Origin of the sequence: Pseudonocardia parietis, assembly GCF_017876315.1 — a bacterium.
GTDB classification, from domain to species: domain Bacteria; phylum Actinomycetota; class Actinomycetes; order Mycobacteriales; family Pseudonocardiaceae; genus Pseudonocardia; species Pseudonocardia parietis.
The window spans coordinates 4,064,362-4,079,868 of the sequence record NZ_JAGINU010000001.1; the positions used below are offsets into that span (position 1 = coordinate 4,064,362).

Consider the following 15,507-nt stretch of genomic DNA (forward strand, 5'->3'; position numbering starts at 1 on the left):
CAACGAGGCCGCCCCGCGGGCCGGTGAGGAGAACAGAGCGCATGACCGACAGCGACCGCGGCGCGGTCGACCCAGGTGACGCGAACCGCCCGGTGGAGCCCGAGGAGCTGGTTCTCGCAGGCGGGTTCGACCCGGTGACCCGCGAACAGTGGCTGGCGGCCGCGGACGCCGTGGTGCGCCGGTCCGGCCGGATCGCCGAGGACGCCGAGCTCGGCGCCGGCGTCGAGACGCTGACCCGCACGTCCGCGGACGGCATCCGGGTCGCCCCGCTCTACGCCGCCGAGGACGTCGAGGGGCTGCCGGACACCGGCGTCCCGGGGGCGTGGCCGTTCACCCGCGGCGCGCGCACCGACGGGCCCGTGCCCGAGGGCTGGGACATCCGCCAGCGCCACGCCGGCACCGACGCAGCGGCGGTCCACGAGGCGGTGCTGGCCGACCTGGAGTGCGGCGTCAACTCGATCTGGCTGCGGATCGGCGAGGGCGGCGTCCCGATCGACGGCCTCGCCGACGCCCTGGACCGGGTCCACCTGGACCTGGCCGGGGTGGTCCTGGACGCCGGCGCCGACGCCCTCGAGGCCGCGAACGCCTACCTGGACCTGGCCGCACGCAACGGCATCGAGGACGCGGAGTTCCTCGGCTCGCTCGGCGTCGACCCGATCGGGCTGCGCGCCCGCGCCGGTGCCGGCCCGGACGTCGCGGGCGTCACCGTCACCGACGTCGTCGACGTCGCCCGGCGGGTCGCCTCGACCTTCCCGAAGGTCACCGCGCTCACCGTCGACGCAACCGTGATCCGCGAGGCGGGTGGCTCCGACGCCCAGGAGCTCGGCTGGTCGCTGGCCGCGGGCGTCGCCTACCTGCGCGAGCTGACCGGCGCCGGGCTGGACGTCGCCGCCGCCGCGCGGCTGCTCGAGTTCCGCTACGCCGCCACCCCCGAGCAGTTCCCGACGATCGCGAAGCTGCGCGCGGCGCGCCGGCTGTGGGCGCGGGTGCTGGAGGCCAGCGGCACCACCGAGGTGCCGCAGCGCCAGCACGCCGTCGTGTCCGAGGCGCTGTTCTCCCAGCGCGACCCGTGGGTGAACATGCTGCGCGGCACCGTCGCCGGGTTCGCCGCGGGCGTCGGCGGCGCGGACGCGGTCACAGTGCCGCCGTTCGACGCCGCGCTGGGCGCCTCCGAGCCGTTCTCCCGGCGGATCGCGCGCAACACCCAGACCCTGCTGATCGAGGAGTCGCACCTGGCGCGGGTCATCGACCCGGGCGGCGGCTCCTGGTACGTCGAGCACCTCACCGACGACCTCGCGCAGGTCGCGTGGGCGTTCTTCCAGGAGATCGAGGCCGCGGGCGGCGCCGTCGCCGCCCTCGATTCCGGCCTGGTCGCCGGGAAGGTCGCCGAGGTCCGCGCGAAGCGCGAGTCCGACGTGGCCCGCCGGAAGACCCCGCTGACCGGCGTCTCCGAGTTCCCGAACCTGGAGGAGAAGCCGGTCGAGCGCGAGCCGCTGCCGGAGCCGGTCGAACGCGGCGGGCTGCCGCTGTACCGGCCGGCCGAGGCGTACGAGCACCACCGCGACCGCTCCGACGCCGTCCTGGCCGCGGACGGGGCGCGCCCCACGGTCTTCCTGGCGACGCTCGGGCCGCTGGCCGCCTACACCGCGCGGGCCGGTTTCACCCGCAACCTGCTGGCCGCAGGCGGGATCGACGCCGTCGAGGCCGGCCCGACCGAGTCCGCGCAGGACGTGGTGGACGCGTTCGGCGGTGCACCGGCGAACGTCGTCGTGCTGTGCTCGTCGGACGCGCTCTACGACGAGCGGGCCACGGAGACCGCCGCCGCGCTGCGCGAGGCGGGGGCGTCCCGGGTCCTGCTGGCGGGTAAGCCGAAGGAACAGGTACCTGGCGTGGACGGGTACCTGTTCGCTGGCTGCGACGCACTCGCCGTCATCGACGACGTCTACACCGCCCTGGAGGGGTCGAAGTGACTTCCATCCCCGACTTCACCTCGGTGCCGCTGGCCTTCGGGGACACGGTCGCCACCCCGGCGTGGTCCGGCTCCGCGCCGACCTGGGAAGCCCCGGAGGGCATCGGCATCAAGCCGCTCTACACCGCGGCCGACCTCGCCGACGTGGACTTCCTGCGGACCTACCCGGGGATCACGCCGTACCTGCGCGGGCCGTACCCGACGATGTACACCAACCAGCCGTGGACGGTCCGGCAGTACGCCGGGTTCTCCACCGCGGCCGAGTCGAACGCGTTCTACCGGCGCAACCTGGCCGCCGGGCAGAAGGGCCTGTCGATCGCCTTCGACCTGGCCACCCACCGCGGCTACGACTCCGACCACCCGCGGGTCGCCGGCGACGTCGGCATGGCGGGCGTCGCGATCGACTCGATCCTCGACATGCGCCAGCTGTTCGACGGCATCCCGCTGGACAGGATGTCGGTGTCGATGACGATGAACGGCGCCGTGCTCCCGGTGCTCGCCCTCTACATCGTCGCGGCCGAGGAACAGGGCGTGAGCCCCGAGAAGCTGACCGGAACCATTCAGAACGACATTCTGAAGGAGTTCATGGTCCGCAACACCTACATCTACCCGCCGCAGCCGTCGATGCAGATCATCTCCGACATCTTCGGCTACACCAGCGCGAAGATGCCGAAGTTCAACTCGATCTCGATCTCCGGTTACCACATCCAGGAGGCGGGGGCGACCAACGACCTGGAGCTCGCCTACACCCTGGCCGACGGCGTGGAGTACCTGCGGGCCGGTGTCGACGCCGGGCTGGGCATCGACAAGTTCGCGCCGCGGCTGAGCTTCTTCTGGGCGACCGGCATGAACTTCTTCATGGAGGTCGCCAAGATGCGGGCCGCGCGCCTGCTCTGGTCCAAGCTCGTGCACCGGTTCGATCCGGCCAACGCGAAGTCGCTGTCGCTGCGGACGCACTCGCAGACCTCCGGCTGGTCGCTGACCGCGCAGGACGTCTACAACAACGTCGTGCGCACCTGCGTCGAGGCGATGGCCGCGACCCAGGGGCACACCCAGTCGCTGCACACCAACGCCCTCGACGAGGCGCTCGCGCTGCCCACCGACTTCTCGGCACGGATCGCCCGCAACACCCAGCTGCTGCTGCAGCAGGAGTCGGGCACGACGAACGTCGTCGACCCGTGGGGTGGCTCCTACTACGTCGAGAAGCTCACCTACGACATCGCGAAGCGCGCGTGGGCCCACATCGACGAGGTGGAGAAGGCAGGCGGCATGGCCCAGGCCATCGACGCCGGCATCCCGAAGATGCGCGTCGAGGAGGCCGCGGCCCGTACCCAGGCCCGGATCGACTCCGGCCGCCAGCCGGTGATCGGGGTCAACAAGTACGTCGTGGGGACCGACGAGCAGATCGACGTGCTCAAGGTCGACAACGCCAACGTGCGCCGCGAACAGCTGGAGAAGCTGCAGAAGCTGCGGGCCGAGCGCGACGACCGCGCGCTCGACGAGTCGCTGCGCAGGCTGACCGGTGTCGCCGAGAAGATCGCCGAGGGCGGCCCCCGCAGCTTCGAGGACAACCTGCTCGGGCTGGCCGTCGACGCGGCCCGCAACAAGGCCACCGTCGGTGAGATCTCCGACGCGCTGGAGAAGGTGTTCGGGCGCCACGCCGGTCAGATCCGCATCATCTCCGGTGTGTACTCCGCCGAGGCCGGGCAGAACCCGGCGATCGACCGCGCCCGCGAGCTCGTGTCCGAGTTCGCCGAGCACGAGGGCCGCCAGCCGCGCATCCTGGTGGCGAAGATGGGTCAGGACGGCCACGACCGCGGCCAGAAGGTGATCTCGACGGCGTTCGCCGACATCGGCTTCGACGTCGACGTCGGCCCGCTGTTCCAGACCCCGGCCGAGGTCGCGAAGCAGGCCGCCGAGTCCGACGTGCACGTGATCGGCGCCAGCTCGCTGGCCGCGGGTCACCTCACGCTGGTCCCGGAGCTGCGCAGCGAGCTCGCCGCGCTGGGGCGCGAGGACATCATGGTCGTCGTCGGCGGGGTCATCCCGCCGGCCGACGTGCCCGAGCTGCTCGAGATGGGCGCGGCCTCGGTGTTCCCGCCCGGCACGGTCATCGCCGAGGCGGCGGTGGACCTGCTCGGGAAGCTGTCGGCGGAGCTGGGTCACGGCGAGCCCGGGACACAGACCGGGGCCGGGAGCGTGTTCGCCGACTGATGGCTCCCCGGATACCTGATCCCGCCGAACTCGCCCGTGGTGTCCTGGCCGGAGACCGCACCCTGCTCGCCCGGGCGATCACGCTCGTCGAGTCGAGCCGGCCCGACCACCAGCAGGCCGCCCAGGAGCTGCTGCTGGAGCTCACGCCGAAGGCGGGCGCCGCGGTGCGGGTCGGCATCTCCGGCGTGCCCGGCGTGGGGAAGTCCACGTTCATCGAGTCGCTCGGCACCCGGCTCACCCGCCGCGGGCACCGGGTCGCGGTGCTGGCGGTCGACCCGTCGTCGACCCGGACCCGTGGCTCGATCCTGGGTGACAAGACCCGGATGCCGCGCCTCGCCACCGACCCGGACGCGTTCGTCCGGCCGTCGCCGTCCGCGGGGACGCTCGGCGGGGTCGCCCGCCGCACCCGGGAGACGATGGTCGTCATGGAGGCCGCGGGCCACGACGTCGTGCTGGTCGAGACAGTCGGTGTCGGCCAGTCCGAGACGACCGTCGCCGGGATGGTCGACACCTTCCTGTTCCTGACCATCGCCCGCACCGGCGACTCGCTGCAGGGGATCAAGAAGGGCATCCTCGAGCTGGCCGACGTCGTCGCGGTGAACAAGGCCGACGGTCCCTACGAGCGCGAGGCTCGGGCCGCGGCCCGCGAGCTCGCCGGGGCGCTGCACATGATGACCCCGACGTCGCAGCACTGGCGCACCCCGGTGATGTCCTGCTCGGCGCAGACCGGGATGGGCCTGGACAAGGTCTGGGACTCGGTGTGCGAGCACCGCGCGGCCCTGGACAAGGCGGGCGAGCTCGCGACCCGGCGGGCCGACCAGCAGGTCGACTGGATGTGGCAGATGGTGCGCGACCGCCTGATGGACCGGGTGCGCCACGACCCGGACCTGAAGCAGAAGCTCCCCGAGCTCACCACCGATGTCCGCACCGGCGCCCTCACCCCGACCCTCGCCGCACAGTCCATCCTCGACGTCCTGCGCTAGCCTCACACCCCTTCCCACCACCTCACACCTGCTGCAGCGGGTGTGCGGCGCAGCGAACGGGTGTGAGGCAGCGGTCCACCCGGACGCGCGCCGGTGAGCGCCGCGGGTGGGGCCGGTCGGTGGCTAGGTTCGGTTGTCGTGAACGACCGGATCGTCCCTGCCGTCCTCGCCATCGCCTTCGGGGCGGCACTGATGCTCGCGGTGCTCGTGCCCGTCGTCGCGCTGTCGTACCGGCGGCGGGGCCGGTTCGGCCCGCGCGAGCTGCTCATGGTGGGCACCGTCCCGGTCTACGGGCTGGCGATCCTGACCTACACGCTGCTCCCGTTGCCGCAGGTGGATGCGGCGTTCTGTGCCGGGCGCTCCGCCGCGGACGTGTTGCAGACCCGCCCGTTCCAGTTCGTCGCCGACATCGCGCGGATCGCGTCCCGGCAGGATGCGGGCGGGATGCGGGCCTGGATCGCCAACGGCGCGGTGCAGCAGGTCGTGCTCAGCGTGGTGCTGTTCGCACCGCTCGGATGGCTGCTGCGCGGCCCGTTCCACCGCTCCCTGCCGGTGACCGTCGTGGCCGGGTTCGGGGTGTCGTTGCTGGTCGAGATCACCCAGTACACCGGCAACTGGTTCCTGTTCCCGTGCGCCTACCGGGTCGCCGACGTCGACGACCTGATCGCGAACACGGCGGGTGCCCTGCTCGGCGCGCTGGCCGCGACGCTGCTGTGGTCCCGGCGGTCGGCCGCGGCAGGCGATCCCGGACGGCCGACTCCGGTGACCGTGGGACGGCGGATGCTGGGTGCGGTGTGCGACGTGGTCGCGGTGTGGGCCTCGGGTGCGCTCCTCGGGGCGGTCCTGGTGGCCGGGACCTCGTTCACCCTCGGCGGGCTCCTGGGGCCGTTGCCCGACTGGTACGAGGGCGCGCGGGAGCTCGTCGGGTACTGGGTACCGCTGGTCCTGTTCCTGGCCATCCCGCTCGCCGGGGCCGGTGGGACGATCGGCCAGCGGGCCGTGCGGCTGCGCCCCGCCCGGCCGGACGGCGGTGTGCCCTCGCGCGGGCGGCGGCTGCTGCGCGTTCTGCTCGGCACCGGCGGGCTGCTCCTGCTGTCCGGCCCGAGCGGCGCGCTCGGCCTGCTCGGGCTGGTGTGGGGTGTGGCGAGCCTCGTGGGCCTGTTCCGCACCACCGGGCACACCGGCCTGGCCGGGCGGATCACCGGGCTGATCATGGTCGACGAGCGGGCGCGGGTGCAGGAGCAGCTCGATGCCCGGCCATGATCGGGGAGTCGTGCAGGATACGTGCCGGATATGGCACCGATCCTGCACGACCCGCTGATCACACCGTGCCCGCCGGCTCACCCGGCACGGGCCGCCGCGAGCTGCTCGGTGAGCGCCGCCCGCAGGATCGCGTGCTCGGCGGCGAGCATCGTGAACGTGGCGCCCAGCTCCCGGAACCGGCGGGCGTGCGCGGGGGAGTCGGAGTAGACCCCCGCCGGTACGCCCGCGGCCGCGCACCGGGCGAGGATCCCGCCGACGAGCTCGCCGTACTCGCCGGAGCGGGGGCCGCCCGGGTCCTGCGCGCGCAGCCCGAACCCGTGGGCCAGCGCCAGGTCCGACGGGCCGACGAACACCGCGTCGACACCCTCGACGGCGAGGATCTCCTCCAGGTTCGCCACCGCCGCGACCGTCTCCACCATCACCACGCACCGGCCGGACGACAGCGGGTCACGGCCCAGCCAGGACGGCCGCACCGGCCCGAAGCTGCGGATGCCCGCCGGCGGGTACCGGCACGCGGCGACGGCGGCCGCGGCCTGCCCGGCGGTGTCCACCAGCGGGACGAGCACCCCGTCCGCGCCCCGGTCCAGGGCCCGCCCGATCGCCTCCGGACCGTGCCCGGGCACCCGGACCAGCGAGCGCGTGCCGGAGGCGGTGAGTGCCTGCAGCATGCCGAGCACGGTGTCGTCGCCGATCAGCCCGTGCTGGGTGTCCACGCAGACCAGGTCGAAGCCGGCCGAGCCGACCACCTCGGCGACGGCGGACGACGGTAGCTGCAGCCAGCCGCCGACGGCGCCGCCGGTGAACATCGGGTCCGGGGTACGCACATCGCTCATGGGCCGACCGTGCCCGGCGCGGGCGCGACACGCCAGTGCGGCATCATCGGCGCCATGTCGTCGCTACCGTCGCGCCCGGTGGTCGGGATCCTGCACCCCGGCGTGATGGGGGCCGCGCTCGGCTCGGCGCTCAAGGCCCGGGCCGGTGCGGTGATCTGGGCGGACGCCGGGCGCACGCACACCACCGCGAAGCGCGCCGAGCTCGCCGACCTCATCGCCGTGCCGGACGTCGGTGACCTCGCCGCACGCTCCGACGTCATCGTCTCGGTCTGCCCGCCGGACGCCGCCTTCGAGGTCGCCCGGGAGGTGGTCGCGGGCCTCGCGAACAGGTCCGACCCGCCGCTCTACGTGGAAGCGAACACGATCACCCCGGACGCCGTGCGGGAGATCGCGTCCGCGCTGGCCGGGCGGGCCACCGTCTGCGACGCCGTGCTGCACGGCCCGCCCGCCTGGGAGCGCGGGACGACCGTGCTGTGGCTGGCCGGCCCGGGCGCCGACGCCGTCGCCGGGCTGCTCGAGGGCAGCCCGTTCGACGCCCGGGTGCTCGGGACCGGCCCCGGTGACGTCGGCGCCGCGAGCGGGCTCGCGGCGTCAGCTCACGCCGCGACCGACCCGTGCGGGTCGAGCACGAACTTGCGGGCCACCCCGCCGTCGAACTCCTGGTAGCCGCGCGGCGCGTCGTCCAGGGAGATCGTCGTCGCGTTGACCGCCTTCGCGATCTGCGCCCGGCCGCTCAGGATCGCGTTCATCAGCTGCCGGTTGTACTTCTTCACCGGGCACTGGCCGGTGGTGAGGCTGTGCGACTTGGCCCAGCCGAGCCCGATCCGGACGCCGAGCGTGCCCTGCTTGGCGCCCTCGTCGACCGCACCGGGGTCCCCGGTCACGTAGAGCCCGGGGATGCCCAGCGCACCGCCGACCCGGGTGACCTCCATGACGGAGTTCAGCACGGTCGCCGGTGCCTCACCGGCGTCCTTCCCGTGCCCGCGGGCCTCGAACCCGACGGCGTCGACGGCCGCGTCGACCTCCGGCTCACCGAGCAGCTGCTCGAGCTGTTCGGGCAGCGTCCCGTCGGCGGACAGGTCGATCGTCTCGCAGCCGAAGCTGCGGGCCTGCTCCAGCCGCTCGGCGATCATGTCCCCGACGACGACGGTGGCCGCGCCGAGCAGCTGCGCCGCGTGTGCGGCCGCCAGTCCGACCGGCCCGGCCCCGGCGACGTACACGGTGGAGCCCGTGGTGACGCCCGCGGTGAGGGCGCCGTGGTACCCGGTCGGGAAGATGTCGGACAGCATCGTCAGGTCGAGGATCTTCTCCATGGCCTGGTCCCGGTCCGGGAACCGCAGCAGGTTGAAGTCGGCGAACGGCACCATCACGTACTCGGCCTGGCCGCCGACCCAGCCGCCCATGTCGACGTAGCCGTAGGCGGCGCCGGGGCGGGCCGGGTTGACGTGCAGGCAGACACCGGTCTTGCCCTCGTGACACATCCGGCAGCGCCCGCAGGCGATGTTGAACGGCACCGAGCAGATGTCCCCGGGCTCGACGAACAGCACGTCGTCGCCGACCTCGACGACCTCCCCGGTGATCTCGTGGCCGAGTGACTGCCCGACCGGTGCGGTGGTGCGACCGCGAACCATGTGCTGGTCGGAGCCGCAGATGTTGGTCGTGACGACCTTGAGGATGGCCGCGTGCGGGGCCTTCTTCTTGATCTTGAGGCCCTCGACGACCTCGGTCGGCAGTTCCAGTTTCGGGTAGTCGATCGACTCGACGGCGACCTGTCCCGGTCCCTTGTAGACGACCACGCGGTTGTCGGGCATGTGCCTGGCTCCCCTCGATGCCGCAGGCGCCACCCGGGGCCCGGGGGCGCGTGGCGGCGCGTCCGGGCCTCGCCCCCGTGTGCCGGCCACGTCGCCGGAGCCGACGTTGCCACGCCGGCACCGCTCGCGCCATGGGCCGATCGGCCGTGGAGGGTCGGACGGCCGCGAATGCCTTGGAGACACTGGATGCCCCGGTGACACCGGATGCCCCTGCGGCACCGGATGCTCCGGAGACACCGGCGCCCGGTGTGCCCGGCGCGACGACGGGCGGTGGTCGCGGCGGCGGGCGATACTGCGCGGATGCCCGACGACGACCTCATCGCCCCGCCGGTCCCGGTGCTGACCGCTCCGCACCACACCCCGGAGCGTGCGGCGCTGCAGGAGCGCACCCGCGAGTTCGCGACGACCCGGGTCCGGCCGGTGGCCGACGAGCTCGACCCGCGCAAGGGCGAGATCCCGCGCTCGCTGCTCGACGAGATGGGCGAGCTCGGGTACTTCGGCATCACGGTGGGCACCGAGTACGGCGGCCTCGGACTGGGCGCGTTCGAGTACTGCATGGTCGCCGAGGAGCTGGCCCGGTCCTGGATGAGCGTCGGGTCGATCATCGCCCGCGCCCAGGGCGCCGGTACGAACGTCGCCGACGCCGGCCGCCGCGCCGAGCTGCTGCGGCGCAGCGCACGCGGCGAGAGGATCGGCGCGATCGCACTGTCCGAGCCCGATGCCGGGTCCGATCTCGCCGCGGTCGAGACGCGCGCGGTGCGCGACGGCGACGAGTTCGTGCTGACCGGGCACAAGCGCTGGACCGGCAACGCGAAGGCCGCGGACTTCATCCAGGTGCTGGTCCGGACCGACGACCCCGAGCCGGGGGAGAAGCGCTCGGCGGGGCTGGCGAGCGTCGTCGTCGAGAAGGAGCGCGGCACCTTCCCCGCCGGCCTCACCGGCACCCCGATCGACAAGATCGGCTACCACGGGTTCGTCACCTGGGACCTGGAGTTCGACGGTCTGCGCGTCCCGGTCGCCAACCAGCTCGGTGCCGGCGGCGAGGGGTTCGCCGACGCCCAGGCCTGGCTGAACATCGCCCGCGTGCACACCGCGGCCCGGGCGGTCGGCCTGGCCAGGGCCGCCGTCGAGGACTGCATCGTGTACCTGCAGCAGCGGCGCCAGTTCTCGCACCCGATCGGCGACTTCCAGGCCGTGCGGTTCACCCTCGCGACGATGGCGGCCCGGGTGGAGCAGGCGCGATCGTTCTACCAGCACGTCGCGCACCGGATCGACCAGGGAGAACCCTGTGCGCGGGAGGCGGCGATGGCGAAGCTGGTGGCGACCGAGATGGCAGCGGAGGTCACCGCGGACGGCATCCAGCTGCACGGCGGCAACGGCTACACCACCGAGCACCAGGTGGAGCGGCACTGGCGCGACGCCCGGTTGACCACGATCTTCGAGGGCACCAGCGAGATCCAAAAGAAGATCATCGCCGACCGGTTGCTGCCACGCAGCCCGCTGGGCTGAGCGTGATCGTCGATCTCGAAGGTGCGCCGCGGAACGGATAGCGTGCGGGGCATGCCGCTGGACCCCGCGTTCCGTACCGTGCTCGACACCCTCGCCGCCGCCGACGCGCTGCCCCTGACCCGCGACGGCGACGCGGTCGCCACCCGCGAGCACTACCGGCGTCTCGCCACCGCCCGGCGGGGGCCGGACTACGTCCCGGAGGAGGTCGCGGCGGTCGCCGACGACGTGGTCGACGGGCCCGGCGGCGCGGTGCCGGTGCGGACCTACACTCCTGCGGCCGACCGCGGCGCGGTGCTGCTCTACCTGCACGGCGGCGGCTGGGTGTGCGGCGACCTGGAGACCCACGACCCCGTCTGCCGGCGGGTGGCGAACGCGACCGGCGCCGTCGTCGTCGCGGTGGACTACCGGCTCGCGCCCGAGCACCCGCATCCCGCCCCACTGGACGACGCGTGGGCGGCCCTGCTCGCGGTCGCGGGCCGCTACCCGGACCGCCCGCTGGGCGTGGCGGGCGACAGCGCCGGTGCGAACCTGGCGGCCGGGCTGGCGCTGCGGGCCCGGGACCGCGGCGGGCCCGCGCTCGCCGGGCAGCTCCTGTTCTATCCCGCGCTCGACCCGGACCCGGCGACCCCGTCGTTCGAGGAGAACGCGGACGGCTACTTCCTCACCGCGTCCGACATGCGCTGGTACTGGGCGCAGTACCTGTCCGGTCCCGAGCCGGCCGGACCGGAGATCGCGCCGCTCGGTGCGACGCCGGCCGATCCGTCCGGAGTGGCCCCGGCGGTCATCGCGACCGCGGAGTTCGACCCGCTGCGCGACGAGGGCCGGGACTGGGCGGCGGCGCTCGCCGGCGCCGGGGTCCAGGTGTCCACCGTGGAGGGACCCGGTCTGGTGCACGGTTTCGCCGCGTTCCTCGGAACCGTGCCTGCCGCCGAGCGGGTGACTGGTGAGGCGCTGGCGCGGTTCACCGAACTGCTGCAGAGCTGAGCCGACCGCTGCAGAGGTGAGCCTGCAGAGCTGAGCTGAACCGCTGCAGAGGTGCCCCGGAGTCCGCGTCACACGGATGTGACACGCCCGGCATCGTCCGGTAGCGCGCCGGGTCCACGCTGTGTGTCTGCTCGGTGGCGCACCGTGAACCGCCCCGGGTCACGGACCGGACGGCCGCGGGCCGCGGGGAGCGAGGGCGGATGGCGCGGTCGGAGATCGGGCGGACGGGTGCCCGGTTCGGGGAGCCGACGCCCCGGCACGCACCCGATCCGGAGCACCCGCACGGTCCACCGGACGACGCGGCGCCCGGACCCGGCAGGGCCGCCGACGAGCGACCCGCCGACCAGCGACCCACCGACCAGCCACTCGCCGGCGAGCCACCCGCCGGGGAGGACCTCGTCGGCGTCACCGGGGCCCGGTTCGGCGGCCACTCCGCGAAACGCACGCGCAGGTCCCGCCGGGAACGTGCCGCCGAGCCCGCCGCCCGGGACACAGACCCCGACACCTGGGACGCGACCCGAGCGACCGCCCCGCTCCCCGCGATCGTCGACGACCCCGCCCCCGGCCTGGCCGCGTCCACCCCGGTCCGCCCGTACGTCCTGACCGGCGGCCGGACCCGGGTCCGGACGGAGCTGCGCCTGGAGACCCTGGTGTCGGCGAGGCCGGTGCGCGGTGCCGCGCCGGTCGACACCGCGGAGAAGGCGGCAGTGCTGGGCATCTGTTCCCGGCCCCGGTCGGTGTCGGAGGTGGCCGCGCTCGTCGGGGTGCCGCTCGGTGTCGCCCGGGTGCTGATCGACGACCTGGCGACCGAGGGCAGGGTGGCCGTGCACGGCGTCTCATCCGCCGAGGACGGGCCCGGCCCGGCGTTGCTGGAGCGGGTGCTGTCCGGGCTGCGAAGACTGTAGGGCGGGGTGAGGATGGGGGCCATGACCGACCCGCGTCCCGTCCGCATCGGACTGCAGCTGCAGCCGCAGCACGCCGACTACTCCGACATCCGCAACACCGTCGCCGCGGCCGAGGAGGCCGGCGCCGACGTGGTGTTCAACTGGGACCACTTCTTCCCGCTCTACGGCGAACCCGACGGCAGGCACTTCGAGTGCTGGACCATGCTCGGCGCCTGGGCCGAGGCCACGTCGCGGGTACAGATCGGCGCCCTGGTGACCTGCAACAGCTACCGCAACCCCGATCTGCTCGCCGACATGGCGCGCACCGTCGACCACATCTCGGGCGGGCGGCTGATCCTCGGGATCGGGGCGGGCTGGTTCGAACGCGACTACGACGAGTACGGCTACGAGTTCGGCACCAAGGGCGACCGGCTGCGCGACCTCGCCGGGGCCCTGCCCCGGATCCGGAACCGCTGGGCGAAGCTCAACCCCGCCCCGACCCGCGACATCCCGCTGCTGGTCGGCGGCGGTGGCGAGCGCAAGACCCTGCGCTACACCGCCGAGCACGCCACGATCTGGCACGGGTTCGGTGACGTGGAGACCGTGACGCACAAGTGCTCCGTGCTCGACGGGCACTGCCGCGACATCGGCCGCGACCCGGCGGAGATCGAGCGCTCGGTCGCCGTCGAGGGCACCCCGGACGAGATCGGGCCCGGCCTGTACGACGCGGGCGTCCGGCTGTTCACCGTCGGCCAGGACGGGCAGGACGGCTACGACCTGGGCCTGCTCAAGGAGTGGATCGCCTGGCGCGACGAGCGCAACGGCTGACCGGCTCCCGCGACGGTCAGTCCGCCCGCAGGAACGGGTCCCGCACGAGGTCCGGGACCCGTTCCGGGACGACGGCCGGCGCGTAGTACCAGCCCTGGGCGTTCGCGCAGCCGTACTCGCGCAGCCGGGTCGCCTGTTCGCGGGTCTCGACGGCCTCCGCGGTGACCTCCAGGTCGAGCGCGGAGGCCAGCGAGATCAGGGTGCGCAGGATGACGTCGTCGCGTTCGGCCGAGCCGGCGACGAAGTGGCCGGCCAGCTTCAGCACGTGCACCGGCAGGTGCCGCAGATAGGCCAGGTTCGAGTAGCCGGTGCCGAAGTCGTCGATCGCGATCCGCACGCCCATCCGGTCGAGCTCGCGCAGCGTGGCCAGCGGCCGTCCCGGCGCCCCCATCAGGTCGGACTCGGTCAGCTCGATCTGCAGCCGCTCGGCGGGCCAGTCGTGCCGTTCCAGGGTCGCGGCGACGTCCGCGACCAGGTCGGACTCGGCGATCTGGCGGGCGGCGACGTTCACGCTGACCAGCAGCGGCCGGTCCGGGTCGGCGTCGGCCCAGAGCCGTCCCCGGCGGCACGCCTCGTCGAGCACCCGGCGCCCGAGCGGGACGACCAGGCCGGTCTCCTCGGCGAGCGGGATGAACCGGTCCGGGCCGAGCAGCTCGCCGTCGGGCCGCTGCCAGCGCACCAGCGCCTCGACCCCGATCGTGCGCTCGTCGGCGAGCCGGACCAGCGGCTGGTAGACGACCACGAAGTCGTTGCGGCGCAACGCCTCCGGCATCTGTGAGGACAGCTCGAACCGGCGTACGTCGGAGCGGTGCCGCTCGCGGTCGTAGACCACGTACCGGCCGCGCCCGGAGTGCTTGGCCGAGTACAGCGTCGTGTCGGCGGCCTGCATGAGCTCGTCCGGGCCGAGCTCGCCGTCGTGGCGCACGACGCCCACGCTCGCCGAGATCACGATGTCACGCCCGTCGATCCGGACCGGGCGGCGCACGGTGTCCAGCGCGCGACCGGCGACCTCCTCCAGGCTCGCGCGGTCCCGGCAGCGCGGCACCAGGACCACGAACTCGTCGCCACCCGTGCGCGCGACCAGGTGCCCGCCCGGCTCCAATGTGGACTGAAGGCGGTCGGCGAGCGCCTGCAGCAGGCGGTCGCCCGCCTGGTGGCCGAGAGTGTCGTTCACGACCTTGAAACCGTCGAGATCGAGGTAGCAGATGCCCGGGCGGGTGCCGTCCGCCCCGTCCTCGGCGATCGCGGCGTTGAGCCGCCCGAAGAACACCGACCGGTTCGGCAGCCCGGTGAGCGGGTCGTGCGTCGCCTGGTGCTCCAGCTGCTGCTGCAGCTCGAGCTGCTCGGTCACGTCGGAGACGACCCCGACCAGCCGGTGCGCGGTCCCGTCCGCCTCGCGCAGCGGGGTCAGCACGGCGTCGATCCAGATCTCGGTGTCGTCGGCGCGGCGCACCGACCGGACGAGCCGGAGCCGGTCCAGCGAGCCGTTCAGCAACCGGGTCCGCTCCGCCCAGACCTCGGGCGCCTCCTCGACGGAGACGAAGTCGACGATGTTCATCGCCGCGAGCTGCGAGCGGGTGTAGCCGAGCATCGCGGCGGCGGCGTCGTTGGCCTCGATCGACGGCACGTCCGGGTCGAAGATGATGATCCCGACCGCGGCCGAGTCGAACATCGCGGCGAACCGCGCCTCGGAGGCCCACCGGGCGCGCTCGGCGCTGCCCCGGGCCTCGAGCGCCGCGCGGGCGATCTGCTCGTGCTCGACGAGGGCGTTGCGCCGGGACGCCTCGAGGTACCCGCGGGCGAACGCCCCCTGGATCGCGGCGAGCCGGTGCACCCGGGGCGCGGTGTCCACGGCCGGCTCCAGGTACGCGCCGAGCAGCGTCACGCCGACCTCCAGGCACACCGGGTCGGTGGCCCGGGCGTCGAGCAGCAGCTCCCGGCCCGCGCCGGCGGGGACGGCCGGGTCGAAGGGCTCGGCGAGCGCGGCCTCCCGCAGCCGGGCGGCCGGGCGCTCCAGTGACCGGCGCAGCTCGGCCGCCGACCCCCCGCAGTGCGGGGTCAGGGCCGCGGACCAGGACTCGGCGAGCACGGTGGCGGCGGGGACCCCGCCGGGGCGGAGGGCCCGGCCGTGTCCTGCATGTGCAGCGGCGACATCGGCCTGCTGCATCCACCGCTCCCGTTCGTCCCGGTGGAGGGGAGTCCCCTCGTGATCGGGAGACACCGTAACCG

General features: G+C 73.8%; 12 protein-coding genes. 9 read left to right on the forward strand and 3 right to left on the reverse strand.

The genetic code is table 11. The features are described from left to right. Positions 1 to 41 precede the first annotated feature (41 nt). The 4 genes from JOF36_RS19225 to JOF36_RS19240 all read left to right on the forward strand — a co-directional run bounded on the left by JOF36_RS19225 (position 42) and on the right by JOF36_RS19240 (position 6,429). Entirely contained in the window at positions 42 to 1,970 is a 1,929-nt protein-coding gene (locus JOF36_RS19225; RefSeq protein WP_210028572.1) for a methylmalonyl-CoA mutase family protein, read from the forward strand. Positions 1,971 to 1,993: 23 nt separating this feature from the next. After that, complete coding sequence (gene scpA / locus JOF36_RS19230; protein WP_307862756.1) at positions 1,994 to 4,183, forward strand: methylmalonyl-CoA mutase; 2,190 nt, start codon at positions 1,994 to 1,996, stop codon at positions 4,181 to 4,183. Then, a complete protein-coding gene (meaB, locus tag JOF36_RS19235) occupies positions 4,183 to 5,166 on the forward strand; it encodes a methylmalonyl Co-A mutase-associated GTPase MeaB (protein WP_210028578.1) in 984 nt (327 codons plus the stop codon). The genes scpA and meaB overlap by 1 nt, the downstream gene beginning before the upstream one ends. 138 nt (positions 5,167 to 5,304) lie before the next feature. Further along, complete coding sequence (locus JOF36_RS19240) at positions 5,305 to 6,429, forward strand: VanZ family protein (RefSeq protein ID WP_210028584.1); 1,125 nt, start codon at positions 5,305 to 5,307, stop codon at positions 6,427 to 6,429. Positions 6,430 to 6,506: 77 nt separating this feature from the next. On the opposite strand, the gene JOF36_RS19245 is transcribed toward JOF36_RS19240, so the two are convergent. Beyond that, positions 6,507 to 7,262 carry an HpcH/HpaI aldolase family protein gene (locus JOF36_RS19245; protein ID WP_210028585.1) on the reverse strand — a complete coding sequence of 252 codons (756 nt, stop codon included), beginning with the start codon at positions 7,260 to 7,262 and terminating at the stop codon, positions 6,507 to 6,509. 54 nt (positions 7,263 to 7,316) lie between these two features. Here JOF36_RS19245 and JOF36_RS19250 point away from each other — a divergent pair, with 54 nt between their 5' ends. Next, positions 7,317 to 7,928, forward strand: a complete 612-nt coding sequence (locus JOF36_RS19250) for an NAD(P)-binding domain-containing protein (protein WP_210028590.1) — start codon at positions 7,317 to 7,319, stop codon at positions 7,926 to 7,928. Here JOF36_RS19250 and fdhA read toward each other — a convergent pair. Continuing rightward, positions 7,859 to 9,073: a formaldehyde dehydrogenase, glutathione-independent gene (fdhA, locus tag JOF36_RS19255; RefSeq protein WP_210028594.1), complete on the reverse strand. Its 1,215-nt coding sequence runs from the start codon at positions 9,071 to 9,073 to the stop codon at positions 7,859 to 7,861. The genes JOF36_RS19250 and fdhA overlap by 70 nt on opposite strands. Positions 9,074 to 9,373: 300 nt before the next feature. On the opposite strand from fdhA, the gene JOF36_RS19260 reads away from it, so the two are divergent. From JOF36_RS19260 to JOF36_RS19275, 4 genes are all read left to right on the forward strand, one after another. Beyond that, positions 9,374 to 10,582 carry an acyl-CoA dehydrogenase family protein gene (locus tag JOF36_RS19260; RefSeq protein WP_210028597.1) on the forward strand — a complete coding sequence of 403 codons (1,209 nt, stop codon included), beginning with the start codon at positions 9,374 to 9,376 and terminating at the stop codon, positions 10,580 to 10,582. A gap of 51 nt (positions 10,583 to 10,633) precedes the next feature. Next, positions 10,634 to 11,566 (forward strand): alpha/beta hydrolase, encoded by a 933-nt coding sequence (locus JOF36_RS19265; RefSeq protein WP_210028598.1) that lies wholly within the window; start codon positions 10,634 to 10,636, stop codon positions 11,564 to 11,566. 200 nt (positions 11,567 to 11,766) lie between these two features. After that, positions 11,767 to 12,471, forward strand: a complete 705-nt coding sequence (locus tag JOF36_RS19270; protein ID WP_210028602.1) for a DUF742 domain-containing protein — start codon at positions 11,767 to 11,769, stop codon at positions 12,469 to 12,471. A 21-nt stretch (positions 12,472 to 12,492) separates the two neighbouring features. After that, positions 12,493 to 13,278, forward strand: coding sequence for an LLM class F420-dependent oxidoreductase (locus JOF36_RS19275; protein WP_210028608.1), 786 nt, complete (start codon positions 12,493 to 12,495; stop codon positions 13,276 to 13,278). Between the two features lie 16 nt (positions 13,279 to 13,294). Here the strand turns inward: JOF36_RS19275 and JOF36_RS19280 are convergent, their stop codons facing one another. Further along, on the reverse strand, positions 13,295 to 15,445 hold the full coding sequence (locus JOF36_RS19280) for a putative bifunctional diguanylate cyclase/phosphodiesterase (RefSeq protein ID WP_210028611.1): 2,151 nt from the start codon (positions 15,443 to 15,445) through the stop codon (positions 13,295 to 13,297). Between the last annotated feature and the right edge of the window lie 62 nt (positions 15,446 to 15,507).